Raw genomic sequence first — 21,499 nt, 5'->3', positions numbered from 1 at the left:
ACGCCTTTTTCTTTGTGTCTGTTGCCGCTGATCATGATACAATAGAGGAACAAATGTTCTTGGAGGAGTCGGGGAGCTAAGTCATGTCAGACAAACCGAGTACGATCGCGATATCGGTAAGGCATCTGGTCGAATATGTCTATCTGAGCGGCAGCATCGACGTGAAGCTGAATGCGGTAGACGCTTTGCATGAAGGAACGAAAGCGCATCAGCGGATTCAGCAGCAGTACGGTGAGCTTGACCGCAAGGAAGTATATTTGAAGGCGGACATCGAGGCGGAAGGTCTCGTCATTGCGGTGGATGGCCGATGCGACGGACTGCTTGCAACCGAGCCTGCTATCACGATAGATGAGATTAAGTCAACATCCGGGGAACTAGACCTTATAACCGAGCACTCTTATCCGGTGCACTGGGCGCAAGCGATGTTCTATGCCTATATGTATGCCAAGGATGAGCAATTGCCGCAGATGCGGGTGCAGTTGACCTATGTGCATACGCAGACCGACAGGCTGCAGCAATTCGATCGTATCGTTTCCTTCGAGGAACTCGAACGATTCGTAGAGGAAGTCGTACATCAATATATTCCGTATGCAGCGCTTCGCGTTCGTCATGCAGCTGAGCGGGATGCGAGCATCGAATCGCTCGGCTTTCCTTTCGGGACCTATCGTGCGGGACAGCGCAAGCTGGCCGGCGCGGTCTATAAGTCGATCGATGAGGGCGTGCGGCTGTTCGCCAGAGCGCCGACGGGCATCGGCAAGACGATCTCGACGACGTTCCCGGCAGTCAAGGCGATTGGAACCGGCATGCTTCAGCGCTTCTATTATCTGACGGCTCGCACAACAACGAGGAAGGCTGCTGAGGATGCATTGCTGCTGATGGATGAGCAGGGACTGCGGATGCATACGGTTACGATTACGGCAAAGGATAAAATATGCTTTCAGGACGAAGTGCGCTGCGAGAAAGAGCATTGTCCATTCGCGGAAGGCTACTATGACCGGATCAACGGGGCGGTGCTTGATATACTCGCTAACGAGACGGTCATCACGCGTTCGATCATCGAGCGATATGCGCAGACTCACCGGGTATGTCCGTTCGAATTCTCGCTGGATCTCGCTTACGCGGCAGATGCGGTCATTTGCGATTACAATTATATTTTTGATCCGCGCATTTCGTTCAAGCGGCAATATAATGAGCAGAAGCGCAAGACCGCGCTGCTTGTCGACGAAGCGCATAATCTAGTGGACAGGGCGCGCGAGATGTATTCGGCCGAGCTGGTGAAGTCGGCGTTCCTTGCGCTGCAGCGAGAGTTGAAGGGAACGGATCAGGCAGGCTACAAAGCAGCCAAGGCGGTTAATGATTATTTCATTGCGCTTCGCAAGGGGAGCGAGGATTCGCCGCAGCTTGTAGAAAAGCTGCTTCCAGCGGAGCTTGTAGCGCTAGTAGAAACGTTCGCCGCTGCGGCGGAACGGCTGCTCGCCGGAGGGCGAAGTGTAAGCGAGCTGCTGCTCGACACGTATTTTGCCGCGCAAAACTTCATTCGTACCGCTAAGCATTACGACGATAAATATGTGACGTTGACGGAACTCACGAAAAATGAGCTTCGCGTGAAACTGTTCTGTCTCGATCCTTCGCAAATGCTGCAATTGATGGGCAAAGGGTATCGATCCCATATTTATTTTTCGGCAACGCTGTCTCCGGTTTCTTATTATATGGACATGCTTGGGGCGGGAGAGAAAGACTATACGCTGGCCGTCGCTTCGCCGTTCGATAAGGAACAGCTTGAAGTGATCGTGAAGCCGGTGTCGACCCGTTATCAGGATCGCGATGATTCGTATGCGCCGATTGCTCGTCAGCTTGCGCAATTGGTAGCGGAGAAGCCTGGCAACTACTTCATATTCTTCCCCTCTTACGCGTATATGAATGCGGTCCATCAGACCTTTATGGAGAGCTGGCCGATGAGGGATGAGAATGAGAAGAAGACTGAGGTACTGCTGCAGCAGAAAGATATGTCCGAGGAAGAGCGGGACCAGTTCCTGGACAGCTTCCAAGGGGGCAAGGAGCGATCATTGATCGGGTTTGCGGTCATGGGCGGGGTTTTCTCCGAAGGCGTTGATTTGGCGGGAGACCGATTGGTCGGCGTCGTCGTTGTCGGCGTGGGACTGCCGCAGTTAGGCTTAGAGCGAAATATGATTCGCGATTACTTCAACGAGCAGGGGAAGAGCGGCTATGACTATGCTTACGTCTTTCCCGGTATGAACAAGGTGCTGCAAGCAGGCGGACGTCTCATTCGTTCGGAGACCGATCGCGGCACGCTGATGCTTATTGACGACCGTTACTTGCAGCCTCATTACAACCGTTTGTTGCCGGAGGAGTGGAGGCGTTAAAAGCGTTAAAATTACATCGCAGCGCGTTCTGGCGCCTCTTGTTCTGTACTGCGGCGGATGAACAGCGGGGCTTCGCCGAACTTGCGCTCCAGGCGAACGGCGGCATAGAGGAAGAGCAGCAATCCGAGCAGCGATACCGCTACGGACAACGGCGTAATCCATACCGTTGACGGCTGGGTGAAGAAGGGGATAAAGGACACGGCCAGAATGGGCGGAGCGTTCCATTTGAACTTGCGGATCAGCCACATCACGACGACCGTATTCAACAGTATCGACAGAACGCCGGTGCTGAAGTGCATGCACAGCGAGCCGATCAGCGATGCGGTTATTGCGCCAAAGGCGATTTTTCCGACGACATCCTTTTTGAAAGGCTTCGATATGAACAACAGGCTGAATGCGCCCAGCGTAGGGAAAAATAAAGTATGCATAATCGGAACATGCAGGGAGATCCAGTAGATCAGAACAATATAAGCACAGATAGCTACGGACTTAATGGTCATTATGATTGGATCCTTCTTTCTTTTTGATGAGAATAATAGCTTCGGCGCTTACGTAACGCAGGCGCAGCAACAAGTATTATAACACAAAAAAACGCCGGCCATAGAGATGGACGACGTTATATGGTATACATTAACAAATGAAGGAGTGGCGAAATGCTGCTGCATAAAGGAGAAATATTGTTTCGCCAAGGGGAGTCGGGATCGCTCTACCATCTCCGCAGCGGCATGCTCAAGATCGTCCGAACGCACGAGGACGGGAATCCGCTTCTCGTTAATATTATTACGCCGGATGAAACGATTCCTCACCATTCCTTGATTAGCCCGATGCCCTACCACGGCACGGCTGTTGCGCTCGTTACGAGCGAGGTGGTCATGCTGCAGCCGAGCGAATGGTATGAAGAACTGGCTCGCAGTCCGGAGAAATATCAGGAGGTCGCTTTGCTTCTGCAAAGCAAGCTTCGCATGCTGCAGCAGCGTATTGATCAATTGTCGCAGGTGAAGCCGATGGACAAGCTGATCAAGCTGCAGCAATGGTTCCGTCAATATATCGGTGCATCTTCGCTAACGGACGTCCTGACGCAGGACGAGATCGGCCAATTGATCGGCCTGCGCCGCGAGACGGTCAATCGGCTGCTTCGCGCTCAAGCTTCTGATTCCGCGATTAGGCTGCCGGAAGGTCCGAAGAACTCGTAGCGGATGTGAGCCGCAGCGACTCCCCATTCGTTCAACATACCGTATACGGTCTTCATGAAAGGGACGGGGCCGCAGAAATAGAAGCGCGCGTCCGGCGAAGCGACGACCGTTTGCAGCCAAGCTAGATCCACATGCCCTTCTTTATGGAAGGCTTGTTGCTCTCTGTCGCGTATGGTCGGTTGATTATACACATAATAGACTTTGAGATGTTGATGTCTATTTTGCAGCGCTTCAACTTCCTGCTTCATGGCATGAACATTTCCGTTCTGCGCGGCGTGGATGAACGTAATCTCGCGACCGGGCTGTTGTGCGAGAGCTGTATAGAGCATGCTAAGCATAGGCGTAATGCCGACACCTCCGCTGAGCAGGACAAGCGGCCGATCGTCATTCGTATTCAGCGTGAAATCTCCGGCAGGCGCCGACAGCCATAACGCATCGCCCTGCTGTACATGCTCATGCAGGTACACGGATGCGATGCCGGCCGGCCGATCCTGCAGCGTGTTTTCGCGTTTGACGGTAATGCGATAGTAAGGGTTGCCTGACTTATCGGACAAGCTGTATTGACGTATATGCGTATACTTCTCGCCGGGAATGTCCAATTTGACGCTTATATATTGACCTGCCTCGTATGGAGCAAGCGCTCCGCCATCCTGCGGAACAAAATAAAAGGAGGTAATAACGTCGCTTTCCTCTACTATTTTCTCAACAGTGAACGCTCTCCAACCGTCCCAGCCTCCGGACTGACGCTTCGCCTCTTCGTACATTTCAGCTTCTACGCTAATGAAGACATCGGCAATGACGCCGTAAGCTTCACCCCAAGCCTGCAAAATGTCATCCGTCGCAGCATCGCCAAGGACGTCCTTGATCGCCTGCAGCAAGTGATGCCCGACAATCGGATAATGCTCCGCTTTCACGCCTAGGCTACGGTGCTTATGCGCGATTTGCTTGACCACGGGCAGGATGTCTGCCAGACGGTCAATATGCAGTGCGGCCGCATACACCGTATTGGCAAGCGCCGTTTGCTGTCTTCCTTGCTTCTGGTTCGCATGGTTGAAAATATGGAGCAGCTCGGGATGGCTTGCGAACAGCATTTGATAGAAACGCTTCGTAATGGCAAGTCCGTGCACTTCGAGAACCGGAACGGTTGATTTGATAATGGCTACTGTATTGTTGCTTAACACGAAATATCCCCTCCTGGAGGTTTATACGAATGGTTGTGTTGATAGGAATGCAACCTCAGTATAAACAATCGCAGGAAGCTATATATGTGATTGAAAACACAGCAAAAGGCAACGATTTGTGACGGAACGCCGAGTAGGAGCTAACCGCGACGGTCTAGTAACAGCTTTAGCTGCTGAAGTGTCTCAAATTCGGCGATGTGTACGTTATGCGACTGGAGAAGGGAGCGCAGCCGCCCATCAAGAAGCAGAATCATGTCCCGCGGCTCGGATAAACGCTCCGGAGCGAGCAGCTTAGGCAGATCAGCCAATCCAGCGGCGATAAATTCATGCATGTAGTCTGCGGTGGCGAGTACGGCGCTTGGCCAAAAGCCATTTTTCGAATAGTAGAGGAAACGTGCAATCTCATCCTGGTCACCGATGGACCAGAAGAAAGCTGTCGTATAATCATTCCAATCCTGAGCACCCGGCCTCTCCAGCTGACATGATGTTTTTGCCTGTATTTCATACAGTCTAATCGGCTCCAATCGCCTGTTAAGCGACTTTTGAGTGGAAAACATACAGTCAAAACCGGCATTTTAGCTCCTCTGCAGGGTTCCTCTGTCCATTTGGTTGTACACAATCCAATCAAACTGCGTATTCGATGTCATTTAGCTCAGCTTGGATGAAATCCATTCATATCTCCGAATAGGAATCGGACAATCGAAAAAGGACCTTCTGCCTCCACTTTACAGTGGAAGCAGAAGGTCCTTTGCGTATAATTTAGGGCCGACTATTCCAGACAGCGGTCTTGGAGCGCTGCGAGCTTATCGGCATCGAGGCCGAACTCTTGCTCCAGGAAGCTGTTCGTGTCGCCGTACTTCGTATCGATAGCGCCGAATACGGCTTCCATGAACTCGCGGCGAAGCTGGAACATCGCTGACAAGCGCTCCATTTGCTCTTCGTCGAGAAGCCCCGCCAGCTGCTCCTTCATCTTCTCGTTCATCGAGACAAGCGTGACGTTCGAGATCAGGTAGTCTGCAATAATCGTCTCGCGATCGACGCCGAGAGCAAGCAGAATGAAGGCGCTGCCGATGCCGGTACGGTCGCGTCCGGCTGCGCAGTGGTGCAGCAGCCCGAGGCTCTCCGATTCCTGAAGGAGCGACATCAGCTTCTTGAAGGAGGCGTTGTCGATGGCCATCTGTACGTACATGTCGGCAAACGTCTCGACGGACATATTGCGGAACAGGTCGGACTTCAGCATCTCTCGAATATCGCCTGTATTATGAGGCTGGTTCATCGCTGGAACTCGAACGTTATTTACGTTGTCGAAGAGAGGGTCCGGCTTAAGCTCGGCTTCCTTGTCGTCGCGGTAATCGAACACAGTCTTAATGCTAAGCGAAGCGAACAGCTCGCGGTCGCTCTCTGTCATGCCTGTCAGCTCGGCCGAGCGGAAGAGCAGCCCGCGCTTCACCTTGCGTCCGTCATTCGTCTCATATCCGCCCATGTCGCGGAAGTTAAGTACGCCCTGGAAAGGCAGAACTTTTACATCGGAATCGTTAACTTGCTGCGTTGTCGTCGTCATAATATCGTATAAGCTCCCTTCATCTAGACCCGTTTATTCCGTTAACATAACTGGTACTCAACTAGAATACAAGTTGAATGTTAACTTAAAATTATTGTGATGCGAAGGTTTTGTAAAGGGACAGGGACTGTAATTTTGTGGTTGACATCGTTTTCAACGGATGGTAAAGTGACAATTAGATTTTATTCGAGAGGAGGGTTACGTTACATGCGGAAATTTATGAGAGCCATTGCAGCAGGAATCATGATTCATCGTTTCAACATGAATAACGTAATCCATCCGCGCGTCATTTCCCAGTAATAAGGGAGTATACCCGTCAATAGGGGCGCAGGGTTACGTTACCGTAACTTTGCGCCTTTTCGTTTGCCGCAATCGGGTTGCGGCAGCCTGTTCGCAGGCTGCCCGCACGTCCCGCGGCGGAAGGAAGAAGCGTGTCGTTGCGGCGGCGCGCTTCTTTTGTTTTTTCTAAGGGAAGAATGTCGTAAGGATGGATAGCGGAAGGTGTGGTAGAGAAGGATGTTTATTGTACTCAAAAAATTAAAATGGTTTTTCGGGATGAACTGGAAGCGGTATACGCTAGCGATCACGCTCCTCGTTCTGACGGGATTCATCGATGTTATTCCGCCGTGGCTGATCGGTTATACGATTGACGGCATTCACCAAGGCGTGCTGGGCGACGCCGACTTCCAGCTTATTGTAGTCAGCTGGATCGCTTTAACGATTATCGGGTATGTCATTACATATGTATGGCATTATCAATTGTTCGGGGGCGCATTCGTGCTGGAACGATTGCTTCGGTCGAGGCTGATGCGGCATTTCCTGAAGATGACGCCGACGTTCTACGAGCGTAACCGTACGGGCGACCTAATGGCCCGATCGACGAATGACCTTGGCGCGGTGGCGACGACAGCCGGTTTCGGCATCTTGACGCTCGTCGACTCGACGCTGTTCATGATTACGATTCTGATCGTCATGGCCGGCCTTATCAGCGTGAAGCTGACGCTGGCTTCGCTTCTGCCGCTGCCTCTTATGGCGCTGGCGATGAGCTACTTCGGCAAGAAGATTCACGAGCGGTTCATGGATGCGCAGGACGCCTTCGGCGACCTGAACGACCAGGTGCTGGAGTCCGTAGCGGGCGTGCGGGTTATTCGCGCCTTCGTACAGGAGGAAGCGAGTGAATCGAGATTCAAGGCTAAGACGAAGGAAGTACTAGGCAAAAGCATCGCAGTCGCCAAGATCGACGCATTGTTCGAGCCGACGATGAAAGTGCTTGTCGGAACGAGCTACTTAATCGGTTTATGCTATGGCGGTTATCTCGTATTCCATAATGAAATTACGCTTGGCGAGCTTGTCTCGTTTAACGTATTCCTCGGCATGCTCATCTGGCCGATGTTCGCCATCGGCGAGCTTATCAACATTATGCAGCGCGGCAACGCTTCGCTCGACCGGGTCAACGAGACGCTTGGCTATAAGCCGGACGTTCCCGAAGCTTCCGATCCGGTTGCGGTGAAGGAGCCGGAAGGTCTTCAGTTCCGAGATGTTACGTTCCGATACCCGTCTTCGACTGTCGACAACTTAACGGACGTGTCGTTCACGCTTCGCCAAGGCCAGACGCTCGGCATTGTCGGTCGGACCGGCAGCGGAAAGACGACGCTGCTGAAGCAGCTGTTGCGCGAATACCCGCTTGGACAAGGCGATATTACGATCTCGGGCTCATCGATTGGTCATCTGCGCACGCAGGAGTGGCTGCGCTGGGTTGGCTATGTGCCGCAGCAGCCGATTTTGTTCTCGAGAACGGTGAAGGAAAATATTATGTTTGGGAAGAGCGATGCGACGGATGAAGATATGCAGCGTGCTCTGCAACGCGCTTCGTTCGCGAAGGATATTCAGTTCCTCCCGGACGGTCTCCAGACGATGGTAGGCGAGAAGGGCGTTGCGCTGTCCGGCGGGCAGAAGCAGCGGGTCAGCATCGCCAGGGCGCTTATCGCCGATCCGGAAATATTGCTGCTGGACGACGCTTTGTCCGCGGTAGACGCGAAGACGGAAGCGGAAATCATTGACGGCATCCGTACGGAGCGCGTCGGCAAGACAACGCTCATTACGACGCACAGGCTATCCGCCGTGCAGCATGCGGACTGGATTATCGTCCTCGACGAAGGACGCATCGTACAGGAAGGCACGCATGAGCAGTTGCTGGAGAACGGCGGCTGGTATCGCGAGCAATACGATCGCCAGCAGTTGGAAGCTTTTATCGAAGAGTAATAAGTGCAGATTCATAATTTAGGGGCGTGAAGGACAATGAAACAGACAACGGGCAAGAGGTTGTTTCAATACGCCATGCTTTATAAGAAACCGATCCTGCTGGCGCTGCTGCTGCTCGTGCTTGCGGTCAGCGCGGAGCTTGCAGGACCGTTCATCGCTAAGCGAATGATTGACCAGAACATTCTCGGCATCGAGAAGAAGTGGCATGAGGTTTCGGCAGAACAGCCGTATGCGGTTCTTTATAAAGATAAATGGTATAAGCGGGAGGATCACTTCGCTGCGGGTGAGCAGAAGGGCGCAGAGGTTCGCGTGCTTCAATCGGTGCGCCAGTTCTACTGGCTGGAAGAGCTGCTGAAGTTCGAGGACGGCAAGCGTGTCGTCACGGACGACACGATGACCATAACGAGCAAGGAAACAGGCGAGCAAGCGAGCTATCCCGTGACCAAGCTCTCGTCCTCGGAGCTGTATAGCTTCTATAAGCCGGAATTTCCGGCTTTGCTGACAATGGCGGCGCTGTACTTCGGCTTGCTGCTGCTTGTGGCTGTGTTCACGTACGGCCAGCGGCTGATGCTGCAGACGTCGGCGAACAAGATCGTCCGCCGGATGCGGAACGACATTTTCGCGCATACGCAGCGGCTGCCGGTTAACTATTACGACAATTTGTCGGCGGGTCAGGTCGTCTCGCGCATCACGAATGATACCGAGGCGATCCGCGAGTTGTATGTCGCGGTGCTGGCAAACTTTTTTACGGGCATTATTTATATGGCGGCGATCTACGGGGCATTGTTCCTGCTCGATGCAAGACTGGCGCTCATTTCGCTGCCGCTTGTGCCGATCCTTATCGTATGGATTATCGTCTACCGCAAGTTCGCGGCGCGTTATAACCGCATTATCCGCTCCAAGCTGAGCGAGATTAACGGCATGCTTAACGAGTCGATTCAAGGGATGCCGATCATTCAAGCGTTCCGTCGCCAAGAGGAGACGAACAAGGAATTCGAGGCGCTCAACGAGCATTATTACAAGTATCAGAACAAGCTGCTCAGCTTGAACTCCATTACATCCCATAACCTCGTTAACGTCGTGCGGAACATTTTGTTCCTCATTGTCATCTGGCTGTTCTGGGGCGATTGGTTCGGCACGGCTGTATCGGTCGGCGTTCTGTACGCCTTCGTCGATTACATGAACCGGATGTTCGCGCCGATTGTCGGTATCGTGAACCAGCTGTCCAACCTAGAGACAGCGCGCGTATCGGCCGAGAGGGTGTTTCTGCTCATGGACGAGGAAGGCATCGACGTCGTGCCCGGCACGATGGAGCGTTACAAGGGCGATGTGCAGTTCGAGCGCGTCTCGTTCGCTTACAAGAAAGGCGAATACGTGCTGAAGAACATTGATTTCCATGCGAAGCAGGGCGAGACGGTCGCGCTTGTCGGTCATACCGGCTCGGGCAAAAGCTCGATTTTGAATCTGCTGTTCCGCTTCTACGATATTAATGAGGGCCGTATCGTCGTGGACGGCAAGGAAGTTCGCGATATACCGAAGCAGCTGCTGCGCCAGCATATGGGTATCGTGCTGCAGGATCCGTTCCTGTTCACCGGTACGATAGCCTCGAACGTCAGCTTGGATAACCCGGCGATCAGCAGGGAGAAGGTCGAGCAGTCGCTGCGCGATGTCGGCGCCTACGAGATGTTCAGCGTGCTGCCGGGCGGTATTGACGCGCCGGTTATCGAGAAGGGCAGCACGCTGTCGGCAGGCCAGCGTCAATTGATCTCGTTCGCGCGGGCGCTCGCATACGATCCCGCGATTCTGATCTTGGACGAGGCGACGGCGAGTATCGATACGGAGACCGAGGCGATCATTCAAGAGGCGCTCGATGTGCTTAAGAAGGGGCGCACGACGTTCGTTATCGCGCATCGGCTGTCGACGATTCGCGCGGCCGATCAGATTCTCGTGCTCGACCGCGGCGAGATCGTCGAGCGCGGCAATCACGAGCAGTTGATGGAGCATCGCGGCAAATATTACGCGATGTATCAGCTGCAGCAGGGCGGCGCGACGCAGCCGGCATAAGGCGGTTTGAAGCCTGCCTGCTCCTTGCCGCTTGCCGAGCGGGAAATAGTGAAGGATCTTATGAAATAGTGAATTAAATCTCACTATAAAGTGGTGATATTGGCTGATTGCGGGGATTAGTGAGGCAAACCTCATTAGCCGTGAAGCTAACTTCATGGGCAGTGAGCTTTGCTTCATTATTTGGCGGAGAGCGGTAACATTCAGCGTAATTAGTGAGTTTGGGTTCATAGATAGTGAAGTAGGCAATATAAGCGAAGAAGGCTAGCTTCTCCATTAGGAGAGGCTAGCCTTCTTTATATATAAGGAGGAGGGGTTAGCGTGAAATGATAAATTAGGTTTTGAAGCGTCCGATCGTTTCATTCAGCGTATTCGCCAGATTGCGAAGCTGCTCGGATGAGCTTGCGACCTCTTGCATCGAGGCGAGCTGCTCTTCGGAAGCGGCTGCTACGCGCTGCGCGTTATCTGCCGATGTAGCTGCAATGCCTTCGAGCTGGTCAAGCGAAGCGGCGATCTGCTCGCTGCCGGCCGACATTTGCTCGGAAGCGGCGGATACCTCTTGCACTTGGCTGGATACTTCGCGGATCGACGTAACGATGGCGCGGAACGATTCGCCTGCCTTCGCGCTTACGATTGATCCTTCTCGTGCTGCGACTGCCGATTTCTCCATCGTCAGCACCGCATGCGACGTACCGCTGCCGATGCTGTGCAGAATCGCGCCAATCTGCTCCGATGATTCCTTCGAACGCTCAGCCAGCTTGCGAATTTCATGAGCGACAACAGCGAATCCTTTGCCGTGCTCGCCGGCACGCGCTGCCTCGATCGATGCGTTAAGCGCCAGCAAATTCGTCTGATTCGCGACATCGCCGATCATCGCGAGGATGCCGCCGATTTTATCGCTTTGCTCCTTCAGCTCGTGAAGAGTGGCGACGGTCGTCGATACATGCTCTTCAATCTCGTGCATCTGTTGCAGGGTAGAATCAATGACACTCTCTCCTTCGGAAGCGAGCTGGCTTGTATCTGCGGCTAGCTCGGATACGGAAGAGGTTGATTCCGCAATACGTTGTATGCCGACGGTCATCTCCGTCATTGCACGCTGGCATTCTTGGAAGCTTTGCAACTGCGTATCTGAACCAACGGCTACCTCTTGAATCGCTTCTGTCACATCTTGCGTTGCTTGCGAGGTCTGCTCCGCGCTCTGCTGCATGTTGGCGGCAGCACCCGCAACCTCGCCTGAAGTCGTGCTAATGTTACCTGCCAGCTCGCGCAGGCTTGCGATCATCGCGTTAAACGAGGTTCCTACTTGGGAAATTTCATTCTGCCCTTTAACCGCAACGGCAAGCGTAAGATCACCCTGAGCGGCTAACGCCGACACTTCTGCCAGTCTCTTGAGCGGCTTAAGCACCAAACGGATAAGTATGACAGCTATTAGTATAGCAATGACTGAGAATATTACAGCAATGATAATGCTTTTCCATAATAGCTCGCTAAGCTTGGCGTTAATGAAAGCATAGTCGATATCGACTCCGAACATGCCTACTACTTGACCATCTTTAGATTGAAGCTCAGTCATTAAGGTGACCCATTGCCCAATCTCGTCCTCATAAACCTTGGAAACCGCAAATCCGTCTGCCGACGCTTCGGTGAACGTTGGCTGCAAAATTTCCGGAATCTCATAGGTGTCGCCTGGAGCAAAACCGGCAGCATGAAGCGCATCGTTGCTTTGCATAACGGTCGCGATCTTTTTCCCGTCTTGTTCAGCTACCTCGGGCATGTATATATAAGCATTCGCCACTAATTCGTTCTTTATCATCGTGTCCAGCAGCTGCTTAAGTTGTTGAAAAACATCGCCCTCCGTATCGCCGCCAGCCTTAATCTCCTCGTAGCCGCGGCCCAGCAAGAAGTAACTGGCTTCCATCTGGGCACCGAGTGTTTCACCGGTACGATTAATCTCCTGCGTAAAGGCGCTTTTTTGGCTGTTATAGGACAACGTCTCCGTAACTCCGATAACGATAATTAATAATAAAGCTAACACAATTGAACTTGCCACTACTAAACTTCTGTTGAACGCACGGAACATCTCATCACTCTCCAAAACATTGATTATGATGAATATCGTCGATTTATGTCGGATTATGTAGGTGGTAATTTGTGGAATCGACAATTCTAGTTGTATTTTCTGCAATAAGCATAACAATGGGATATTAGAAAAATGCGAGAATCAATGTTAGAAAAGTGTTGAATATATAAGCTTCTGAGCCGAATTCAGCTAACTTTCAGGCGGCTTTAAAGGACAATTAAGGAAGCGAGGGTAGGATGTTCCTGTAACAACATTATCGATGAGAGGTGGAATTACGAATGCTTCAATTGAAACCGAAAGCAAAAGCGATAACGGCAGGAGCCATCGCGCTTACTTTGACACTAGGAGGCGGCGTGCTTTGGAGCAGTCAATATGTGAATGCAGCCTCGGCCGACGTTGCCCAGACCGACTCAAATCAAAACGGCAAAGCTGCTGACGGTACAGAGAAGAAGGGCAAGGGCGGACAATTCGGCGGACATGGCCTCGGAAACATACAAGAACAGCTTCTCGCTTACTTGGCTATTGATGAAGCAGCGTTGAAGACACAGCTTAAGACGAGTACGCTCAGCGAAATCGCAGTGGCGCAGGGCAAAACTCGCGAAGAGTTGAAAGCGAAGCTAATCGAATGGCTGGAGGCGGAGCGTGCGAGCGCCCCGGCCGCATCTGCGGACACCGATAAGCAGAAGGATGGACAAGCAGAGAAGACGAAGCCGACGGCTGCCGAGCAGGCGGAGAAGCTGCTCGATTCCAAAGGCGGCGGACAGGGGCTAGGCAAGCATGACGGTCGCGGCGGCAAGGGCCTTGGAGGCGGAGGGCTTGAAGCGGTAGCTGCAGCGCTAGGCCTAGGAGCGGATGAGCTTAAAGAAGCACTGGATGGCGGGAAAACGATTGCGGCTCTTGCTGCCGAGAAAGGCATAGCCGTACAAACCGTTATTGATGCTCACATAACCGAAGTGAAAGCCAAACTCGCCGAGAAGCTTGCGGCGGGAGAGTTGACGCAGGAGCAGTATGACGAGAAGCTTGCAACCTTGGCTGAGCAGGCTGAGAAGCTTGTAACCGGCGAGCTTCAAGGGCGCGCTCAAGATGGCGGCAAAGGTCCGCGCGGGGAGCGTCCTAACGGGGCGCGCGGTGCCCAGAAAGGTGACAAGCCGGCAGCGGAGAACGGGGCACAGGCAAGCGAAAGTGAATCGGCATCTCAAGCCGAAACCGGGGCAAGCGCTTAAGACGAACAATGGCAGTACAGGAGGCTAATCCTGTACTGCCATTCGTTGTTTATGCAGTGCTTTATGCGGCACTGCCGGCCAGCAGCGCTTCGAACTGATGCGCCGGAAGAGGCTTGCTGAACAAGTAGCCTTGCAGTTCATCGCACTTCAGCTCTTTGCAAAATTGCGACTCGTCATCGGTTTCAACACCTTCTGCCACGACCCTCATATCCATACTGTGCACAAGCTCGATAATAGCCCGAACGATCGAGGACTTCTTCTCGTCGGTCGTAATGCCTTGAATGAACGAGCGGTCCAGCTTCACATCGGAGATCGGCAGCCTTTGCAGCTGATTAAGCGTTGAGTATCCGGTGCCGAAGTCGTCCATCGAAATTAAGATGCCGAGCTTGCGCAAATACTGGATCGTTTCAATGACTTGCTCCATATTGCGCATGAAGACGCCCTCCGTAATTTCAATGCTGACGTATTCCGGCGATAATTGCGTATCTTCTAACGCGGATACGATCATTTCGATTAAGTTTCCTTGGAAAAAATGTCTGCCCGAGATGTTAACCGATACGCATATCGGAGGTAAACCCGCATCCTGCCACGCTTTGTTCTGGCGGCAAGCCTCGCGGAACACCCATCGGTCAATTTCTAATATGAAGCCCGCCTGCTCGGCAAGCGGAATGAACTTATCTGGCGGAATAAGGCCCAGCTCGGGATGCTGCCAGCGGATAAGCGCTTCTATGCCGCATAACTTCCCTGTCGAGGCGCTCATTTTCGGCTGATAGTGTAAGGAGAATTGGTTCGTTTGCAGCGCATTATAGAGTCCGTTCTCCAAGTGCATCTTCTCTGTCATGACCGAGGCAAGCTTCGGCTTGTAGAAGCGGTAGCAGCCGTCGCCCTCTTCCTTGGCGCTGTACATGGCGATATCCGCGTTGCTAATAACGGTGTCGATATCTTCGCCGTCGAGCGGATATAGACTAATGCCAATGCTGATTGTTAAGTAAAGCGACATGCCGTCGATTTCGAAGGGCTTGGAGAATGCTTCACCGATTTTCTCCGCCATGTCGTGTACCTCGGCAACGTCGGTGTATGAGCCGGCGAAGACGAATTCATCGCCTCCGAGACGGAATACATCGAAGCTCGTTGCTGTCTCTGCGAAGCGGTTGGCAGCCTGCTTCAGGAGTCTATCGCCGGTTGCATGGCCAAGCGTATCGTTTACTTGCTTGAAGCGATTAATATCGGCGAACATAACGGCAATCTTATGCTCATTACCGGCATGTATCGTAATCATATCTTGAATATGCTTCGTAAAGTGAAGCCGATTCGGCAAACCTGTCAGCATGTCGTAATAAGCGAGGCGATGAAGTTTCTCCTCCGATTGCCCAAGCATATACGCTTGGGCTTGCAGGCGCTCGCTGTTTTTCTGCGTCTCACCGAACATATGGACGAGATTGACCGCCATTTGCTTGAAGTTGCTAATTAAGGCGTGAATCTCGAAAATATTGCTGGAAGGCCATTCGATCATGTCTTCCTGCTTCAGGCGGCTCGGCAGATTGTTCGTCGCTTCGGCTAATCGCTTCAAGCTTCTGCCTAGCCAGCGGTTAATGAAGAACGCAACAAGCGCGGCGAATAAGGCGAGCGTAATTAAATAAATGAAATGCGTGATGTATTTATTAAAAAGATAGTATTGATAGTTATGTAAAGGAATATCGATATGGATCATGAGGCCCGTATCATGGATGGGCGAGGCGTAACGGAACTTGCCTTCATGCCAAGTCGAGATATGGAGCGGATGCTCTTTACGTACAGGAATAAGCAATTGAAGGTTGTTGCTTAACGCTTTGTTAATCCGGTAGCTTGAGGTGTCATTGCGGATGCTGCCGTTCCAAGGGATGACAGTGCCGCTTCCATCCGTAATGGTAATGGTGTATAGAGCGGACGAATGCTTGGCAATCAGCGATTGCAGGTATGCAAGCGTGGCCTCGGACTTATTGTCGTCGTATCGGATTCTGCTCTCCATATATTCTCTTCCGATCATCGAAGCTACGTTGCTGGAAAGCTGCTCGGCGTGGCGGCTGGCTTCCTTGAATGAGCCCGTGCTGCTAATGTAAATATTCAATAGAAACGGCAGTATAACGCACACGATCGAGAAATGAAACATGACGCGGTTGAGGGAGCTGGATCTGCGCCAATTGCGAGCGATGCCGGACCACTTTGAGAGCGGCAAATATTGCAGGGCAATATCGGCACACAGCGCGTTCAGCAGTCCGTTGATCGCCACAATCGACGTAACGAGCATCAGATCGGTCCCCATAGCGTTATATTGACCAACATGAGTAATATACGTTAGTGGAACGGCGATAAGCAGCCAAAAGGCAGCGTCGCAGACGAACAGGTGACTCGGGAACTTGCGAACGAGCAGACCGACAATGGCAATTTCCAGCAGTCCGATGTAATGGAATAGAGATTGATCCATAAGCTGAGTCCCAATCGTATGCACGACTGCGGCGGCAAGCAATCCGGGCCAGAACCCGAACAAGCGAAGTCCGACTAACAGGAATACGCTTGTAAAGGTGAATGTTATGCCATATAGAAAGGGATAGCCAAGTCTCTCGCAGATTAAAGCGAGCAGCGTGCATAGTAGAAAGGACAGGGCGATGATCCATCGATTACGCTTCGGTTGCTGTACAGTACTCAATTCGGGCCTCCTGGTAATATGTCAATGGAACGATTACGGTTGGATTTGACAATAAAAAAAGGATGCCAAACGGCACCCTCCTGCGGTCACGAATCATTAGGGTAACCCGGCGATCATGGCGTCATTACGCTGTAGACCCGTAGCTTTGCGTCCTATGCTTTCGCATAGTTTGCCCTTTGCCTATCCGGCTTTTCACCTAATATTCGACAATTTATTCTAAATTCCTTCTTTTTTTGCGCAAACTTGAAAACTAAGCTTTCAGTACGTCATGATCGACATAACGCTCGCCATTCATTTCGCTAATGATGTTGATAGCAGCTTTGGCGCCGTCGCCGGCCGTAATGATCGCATGAACGCTTACGCCTGCTACCGTTCCAGCGGCCCAGATTCCGGGAATGTTCGTTTTGCCGCTTGGATCGACAGCGACTACCGTCTTGATGCGCGGCTCTGTACCCGCTTTTGTCTGAACGCCGATATGCTCGGCAAGGTCAGTTGCGGCTCCGGTAGCGAGCAGGACATGCTTTGCCTCGTAAGCTCCGCCATCGGATTCAATCTTGAAACCGCCTTCGATGACAGTAATGTTCTGAACGGTTTCCTCCTTAATCTCGGTGCCGAATTTGAGCGCCTGCTTCTTGCCTGTCTCGATGAGATCGGGACCGCCGATTTCGACAACGCCGTAATGGTTCTCGAACCATGCGCGCTTCGTCATCCCTTTGTTATTTTCGAACATGACTGTTTTTTTGCCTGCCTTCGCGCTAAAGATCGCTGCGCTTGCTCCTGCGGGTCCAGCTCCGATAATTCCAATATCGTACACGCGTCCAACCTCCAAATGTATTTATTTCGTTCCTTTCGTTTTCGCCAATATTATATAAATGTTCCGCGGCAAAAATCAATCGGACAATTCGAGTCCGTTCACGATATGTTCATGATTGACGCGTTGCATTCGAACCGGGTCTTTGATATAGTTCGATTATCGAATAGTTCTACAGTAGAATTAGTTTGTCCGAGTCATTGGAGTCATTAGCGTTCGGACCATTACGACAGAGAAGGAGGATCTGATGCGGGAATGGATCTCAAACTATCCAAAGAAATTATACATCGCTACGAGGCTGCCCACTTCTTGGTTAACCGCCGATTAAACGCTTTGATACGCGAGCTGATGCCGGAAGAGCTGACGATCGACCAGTTCTCGACGCTGCGATATTTGCATAGCCAGGGGCGAAGCACGTCCTCGGAGCTGGCTGATATTTTCTGCGTGGGCAAAAGCTCGATTACGGCCATTATCAATCGTCTTTTCGACAAGAATCTGATTTATCGTCTGCCTGACGAGAAGGATCGTCGCGTCACTTATTTAGCGCTGACCGAGGAGGGAAAGCAGCTTTTTGACGAGATGGACGTGAAGATGTATGAGCTGCTGCTAAAGTATATCAGCCCGTTCGACGAGCAGGAAGCGATCACGTTTATTCAGACGTTCGAGAAGCTCGCTCATGAGCTAGGCAAACCACAGTAAGGCTATGAAGCGTAATCGTGAAGGGAGAGCAGAGAGAGAATGAGAGTCATACTGAAGCTGAAGTGGTTAGTGCTTGTGTTATGGATTGCGGTGGCAGCAGGGCTGATGATAACCGCGCCGGCAATGGGGGAGCTTGTACGGACCAAAGGACAGATCGGCGTGCCGGAAGGTTACTCCTCGCATATCGCTAGCGAGCTCGTGAAGGAAGTAGGAGGCGACGATGGCGCAAGCGGCATGGCGACCGTGCTCGTCTTCCATAAGGAAGGCGGCTTATCGGAAAGCGACCTAGCCGAAGTGAAGGGCGGCGTCGATAAGTTGAAGGCGGAAGGCGAGGCGATCGGCGTCACGTCGGTTACAAGCCACTTCGATACGCCTGAGCTGAAGCCGCAGATGGTGTCCGAGGACGGCAGCACCGTTCTGACCCTTTTGAGCGTAGAGGCCGGCGACCGGGAGCTGGTCGACCTGAAGGACGGTTTGTACGAGTCGCTGTCCGACATTGGCATTGAGCATTATTATACCGGCAACTGGATTATCTCCGAGGATGTTGTGCAGAGCTCGCAGGAAGGGCTTAAGAAGACGGAGCTTATTACGGTCGGATTCATACTTATCATCTTATTCATCGTCTTCCGTTCGGCGGTTGCGCCGATTGTGCCGCTGCTGGCGGTGGGCTTTACTTACCTCACCTCACAGTCGATAGTCGCATTCCTCGTGAAGTATGCTGACTTTCCGCTATCGAACTTTACGCAAATTTTCCTCGTTGCCGTCTTGTTCGGGATAGGCACGGACTATTGCATTCTGTTGATCAGCCGATTCAAGGAAGAGCTGGCCCATCGCGGCGACATTACGGAAGCGATCGTTCATACGTATCGCACGGCAGGCAGAACGGTGTTGTTCTCCGGGCTTGCGGTGCTGGTCGGCTTCGCGTCAATCGGCTTCTCGACGTTTATGCTGTATCGTTCGGCCGTTGCGGTCGCTGTTGGCGTAGCGGTGCTGCTCATTGCGCTGTTCACCATCGTCCCGTTCTTTATGGCTGTGCTGGGCAAGGCGCTGTTCTGGCCGGCGAAAGGCTCATTGGAGCATAAGCCGAGCAAGCTATGGGGCGCTGTCGGAAGCTTCTCGCTGAAGAAACCGGTGTGGGCGCTTGTTATATTGGCGGTTATTGTTGTACCGTTCCTCACCGCTTATAAGGGCTCTATCTCATTCAATTCGCTTGACGAGATCGGCGACAAATACGATTCCGTCAAAGCATTCAATATTATTGCGGAAGGGTTCGGACCAGGCGAATCGTTGCCAACGACGGTCGTCGTGAAGACCGATCTGCCGCTGGATACGCCGGAGGGACTGGCGGCGCTGGAGCAGGCGAGCCGCGAGCTGGCGAAGGCCGAAGGCGTGAAGGCGGTTCGCAGCGCCACGCGGCCGATGGGCGAGGCGATGGAGCAATTCCTCGTCGCCGACCAGGTCGGTACGCTCGAGGATGGACTTGGACAGAGCGGCGAAGGGCTCGGCAAGATCGGCAGCGGCTTGTCCGAGGCGAGCAGCGCGCTGAACGAGAATGCGCCGAAGCTGGCCGAAGCGGTCGACGGTGCTGGAGAACTCGCCTCCGGCACGAATGAGCTGAAGACGGGCGTCGAGCAGCTTGGCGCTGGTCTGAGCAAGATCGAGCAAGGGCTGCTGGACGGCTCGGCCGGAGCGAAGGAATTAACCGCTGGGCTTGAGCAGGCGCATGCCAGCGCGGTTCAATTGGCTGCTGCGAGCAAGGAACTTGCGGGCAGCTATGAGCAGCTTGGCGGCGGTCTCGATCAGTTGACCGGCGCTTATAGCGCAGTCGCCGCTGAGCAGGCGAAGCTGGCGGAAGGGCTCTCTGGCGTGCAGCAAGGCTTAAGCGGGCTGACGGACAACTATCCTGGACTGGCGGAAGATGCCGCATTCCAGGAGGCGCTGGGCGCGCTCGGCCAGCTGCAGCAAAGCGCTGCCGGCGTTCACGCCCAGCTTGCGCAGATGAACGCGCAGCTTGGCGCAATCAATACCGGCATGAAGCAGGCGAATGCAGGCTTCACGCAAGCTTCGCAAGGCCAATCCGCGCTTGCAGGCGGACTTGAACGATTGGCAGCCGGCATTGCCGAGCTGCAGAAGGGCATTGCGCAGGCAGCGGCAGGCCAGGGGCAGATCGTTTCCAAGCTGCCGGGCGTAACGCAGGGTCTTGGTCAACTGACAGAAGGGCAGAAGGAGCTGCAGTCGGGCTTCACGGCGCTTGGTGATCAGCTCGGCGAACTGACAAGCGGACTCGACGATAGTGTCAGCGGACTTACGCAAGTGACGGATGGCCTGCAGTCGGCTGGCGGTTACTTGAATGGTTTGGCAGAATCGCCGAATAAACAAATGACGGGCTGGTATATTCCCGAAGAAGCGATTGCGAACGAAGAATTCCAAACGGCACTTCATGTGTATATGTCCGAGGATCGCCATACGGCTAAGTTCGATGTCGTATTCCGTACAAATCCTTACGAGCAAGATACAATGGCTGAAGTTCCTTCGCTGGAAGCAGCCGTGGAACGGGCTCTGCAAGGCACGGCGTATAGCGATGCCGAGATTGCGATCGGCGGCGTGACGAGCATGAACCACGATCTGAGCAATATATCGTCGGCCGATTATTCGAAGACGGTTGTGCTCATGCTGATCGGCATAGCGATCATTCTGATCGTGCTGTTCCGTTCAATCATTATGCCGCTCTATATGATCGCCTCTCTGCTCGTTACGTTCTACACTTCGATGGCGATTACGGAAGTTATATTCGTACGTTTGCTTGGTTACTCGGGCGTCAGCTGGGCCGTGCCGTTCTTCGGTTTCGTCATGCTGGTGGCGCTCGGCATCGACTACAGCATCTTCTTAATGGATCGATTCAAGGAATATCGTCACCTGTCGCCTTCCGAGGCGATCCTTGAAGCGATGAAAAACATGGGTACCGTCATTATGTCCGCAGCCGTCATTCTCGGCGGCACGTTCGCGGCGATGCTTCCATCGGGAGTCATGTCGCTGCTGCAAATCGCAACGATCGTCCTGTGCGGGTTGTTCTTGTATGCGATGGTTATGCTGCCGTTGTTCATACCGGTCATGGTTCGCATGTTCGGCCCAGCCAACTGGTGGCCGTTCATGGGACGCGAGCGTGATGCCGACTCCGGCGCTTCCATCGGTTCGCACGGTCAGCGAGCTCGCATTGCCTCGCATGACCAGAAGTAAGTCAGAGGTTTGTTGATAAATGAAAAAGGCCGTCCCAATAGCCAGTAGGCTGTTGGGACGGTTTTTTGTTGTTTTATATGAGATAGAGATAGTTTCTATATCTATTTTTCGCAAGTAAGCT

General features: G+C 52.9%; 14 protein-coding genes and 1 riboswitch. Of the genes, 7 read left to right on the top strand and 7 right to left on the bottom strand.

Annotated elements, in window-relative coordinates; translation table 11 throughout:
- Positions 1–83 precede the first annotated feature (83 nt).
- Entirely contained in the window at positions 84–2,384 is a 2,301-nt protein-coding gene (locus AC0YN0_RS19335) for an ATP-dependent DNA helicase (protein ID WP_475822710.1), read from the top strand.
- A gap of 11 nt (positions 2,385–2,395) precedes the next feature.
- Here the strand turns inward: AC0YN0_RS19335 and AC0YN0_RS19330 are convergent, their stop codons facing one another.
- Positions 2,396–2,884, bottom strand: a complete 489-nt coding sequence (locus tag AC0YN0_RS19330; protein ID WP_475822709.1) for a hypothetical protein — start codon at positions 2,882–2,884, stop codon at positions 2,396–2,398.
- Positions 2,885–3,037: 153 nt separating this feature from the next.
- Here AC0YN0_RS19330 and AC0YN0_RS19325 point away from each other — a divergent pair, with 153 nt between their 5' ends.
- On the top strand, positions 3,038–3,577 hold the full coding sequence (locus AC0YN0_RS19325; RefSeq protein ID WP_475822708.1) for a Crp/Fnr family transcriptional regulator: 540 nt from the start codon (positions 3,038–3,040) through the stop codon (positions 3,575–3,577).
- Here AC0YN0_RS19325 and hmpA read toward each other — a convergent pair.
- The 3 genes from hmpA to AC0YN0_RS19310 form a co-directional block, all read right to left on the bottom strand.
- Complete coding sequence (hmpA, locus tag AC0YN0_RS19320) at positions 3,526–4,758, bottom strand: NO-inducible flavohemoprotein (protein WP_475822707.1); 1,233 nt, start codon at positions 4,756–4,758, stop codon at positions 3,526–3,528. The genes AC0YN0_RS19325 and hmpA overlap by 52 nt on opposite strands.
- Before the next feature lie 140 nt (positions 4,759–4,898).
- Entirely contained in the window at positions 4,899–5,315 is a 417-nt protein-coding gene (locus tag AC0YN0_RS19315) for a hypothetical protein (RefSeq protein ID WP_475822706.1), read from the bottom strand.
- Positions 5,316–5,527: 212 nt separating this feature from the next.
- Complete coding sequence (locus AC0YN0_RS19310; RefSeq protein ID WP_475822705.1) at positions 5,528–6,319, bottom strand: tyrosine-protein phosphatase; 792 nt, start codon at positions 6,317–6,319, stop codon at positions 5,528–5,530.
- Between the two features lie 516 nt (positions 6,320–6,835).
- Here AC0YN0_RS19310 and AC0YN0_RS19305 point away from each other — a divergent pair.
- Together AC0YN0_RS19305 and AC0YN0_RS19300 are read left to right on the top strand one after the other, a co-directional pair.
- Positions 6,836–8,581: an ABC transporter ATP-binding protein gene (locus AC0YN0_RS19305; protein ID WP_475822704.1), complete on the top strand. Its 1,746-nt coding sequence runs from the start codon at positions 6,836–6,838 to the stop codon at positions 8,579–8,581.
- Positions 8,582–8,617: 36 nt separating this feature from the next.
- Complete coding sequence (locus AC0YN0_RS19300) at positions 8,618–10,645, top strand: ABC transporter ATP-binding protein (protein ID WP_475822703.1); 2,028 nt, start codon at positions 8,618–8,620, stop codon at positions 10,643–10,645.
- A gap of 331 nt (positions 10,646–10,976) precedes the next feature.
- Here the strand turns inward: AC0YN0_RS19300 and AC0YN0_RS19295 are convergent, their stop codons facing one another.
- Positions 10,977–12,692 (bottom strand): methyl-accepting chemotaxis protein, encoded by a 1,716-nt coding sequence (locus AC0YN0_RS19295; RefSeq protein WP_475822702.1) that lies wholly within the window; start codon positions 12,690–12,692, stop codon positions 10,977–10,979.
- 308 nt (positions 12,693–13,000) lie between these two features.
- Between AC0YN0_RS19295 and AC0YN0_RS19290 the strand changes: the two genes are divergently transcribed.
- On the top strand, positions 13,001–13,945 hold the full coding sequence (locus AC0YN0_RS19290) for a hypothetical protein (protein ID WP_475822701.1): 945 nt from the start codon (positions 13,001–13,003) through the stop codon (positions 13,943–13,945).
- Positions 13,946–14,006: 61 nt separating this feature from the next.
- On the opposite strand, the gene AC0YN0_RS19285 is transcribed toward AC0YN0_RS19290, so the two are convergent.
- Both AC0YN0_RS19285 and AC0YN0_RS19280 read right to left on the bottom strand, forming a co-directional pair.
- Positions 14,007–16,631 carry a putative bifunctional diguanylate cyclase/phosphodiesterase gene (locus AC0YN0_RS19285; protein WP_475822700.1) on the bottom strand — a complete coding sequence of 875 codons (2,625 nt, stop codon included), beginning with the start codon at positions 16,629–16,631 and terminating at the stop codon, positions 14,007–14,009.
- A gap of 97 nt (positions 16,632–16,728) precedes the next feature.
- A riboswitch (cyclic di-GMP riboswitch) is annotated at positions 16,729–16,815 on the bottom strand.
- Positions 16,816–16,881: 66 nt separating this feature from the next.
- Positions 16,882–17,445 (bottom strand): FAD-dependent oxidoreductase, encoded by a 564-nt coding sequence (locus AC0YN0_RS19280; RefSeq protein WP_475822699.1) that lies wholly within the window; start codon positions 17,443–17,445, stop codon positions 16,882–16,884.
- Positions 17,446–17,697: 252 nt separating this feature from the next.
- On the opposite strand from AC0YN0_RS19280, the gene AC0YN0_RS19275 reads away from it, so the two are divergent.
- Both AC0YN0_RS19275 and AC0YN0_RS19270 read left to right on the top strand, forming a co-directional pair.
- Entirely contained in the window at positions 17,698–18,141 is a 444-nt protein-coding gene (locus tag AC0YN0_RS19275) for a MarR family winged helix-turn-helix transcriptional regulator (protein WP_475822698.1), read from the top strand.
- Positions 18,142–18,180: 39 nt separating this feature from the next.
- Complete coding sequence (locus tag AC0YN0_RS19270; RefSeq protein ID WP_475822697.1) at positions 18,181–21,378, top strand: MMPL family transporter; 3,198 nt, start codon at positions 18,181–18,183, stop codon at positions 21,376–21,378.
- Positions 21,379–21,499 lie beyond the last annotated feature (121 nt).

The organism is Paenibacillus sp. J22P218 (assembly GCF_056269195.1).
This window is presented reverse-complemented; position numbering and strand designations above follow the sequence as displayed.

What these genes read in the sequence shown, in the direction of transcription:
- AC0YN0_RS19270 (WP_475822697.1), top strand. Translation starts at nt 18,181, where the DNA reads ATGAGAGTCATACTGAAGCTGAAGTGGTTAGTGCTTGTGTTATGGATT.
- AC0YN0_RS19315 (WP_475822706.1), bottom strand. Translation starts at nt 5,315, where the DNA reads ATGTTTTCCACTCAAAAGTCGCTTAACAGGCGATTGGAGCCGATTAGA.
- AC0YN0_RS19275 (WP_475822698.1), top strand. Translation starts at nt 17,698, where the DNA reads ATGGATCTCAAACTATCCAAAGAAATTATACATCGCTACGAGGCTGCC.
- AC0YN0_RS19335 (WP_475822710.1), top strand. Translation starts at nt 84, where the DNA reads ATGTCAGACAAACCGAGTACGATCGCGATATCGGTAAGGCATCTGGTC.
- AC0YN0_RS19310 (WP_475822705.1), bottom strand. Translation starts at nt 6,319, where the DNA reads ATGACGACGACAACGCAGCAAGTTAACGATTCCGATGTAAAAGTTCTG.
- AC0YN0_RS19325 (WP_475822708.1), top strand. Translation starts at nt 3,038, where the DNA reads ATGCTGCTGCATAAAGGAGAAATATTGTTTCGCCAAGGGGAGTCGGGA.
- AC0YN0_RS19330 (WP_475822709.1), bottom strand. Translation starts at nt 2,884, where the DNA reads ATGACCATTAAGTCCGTAGCTATCTGTGCTTATATTGTTCTGATCTAC.
- AC0YN0_RS19300 (WP_475822703.1), top strand. Translation starts at nt 8,618, where the DNA reads ATGAAACAGACAACGGGCAAGAGGTTGTTTCAATACGCCATGCTTTAT.
- AC0YN0_RS19305 (WP_475822704.1), top strand. Translation starts at nt 6,836, where the DNA reads ATGTTTATTGTACTCAAAAAATTAAAATGGTTTTTCGGGATGAACTGG.
- AC0YN0_RS19290 (WP_475822701.1), top strand. Translation starts at nt 13,001, where the DNA reads ATGCTTCAATTGAAACCGAAAGCAAAAGCGATAACGGCAGGAGCCATC.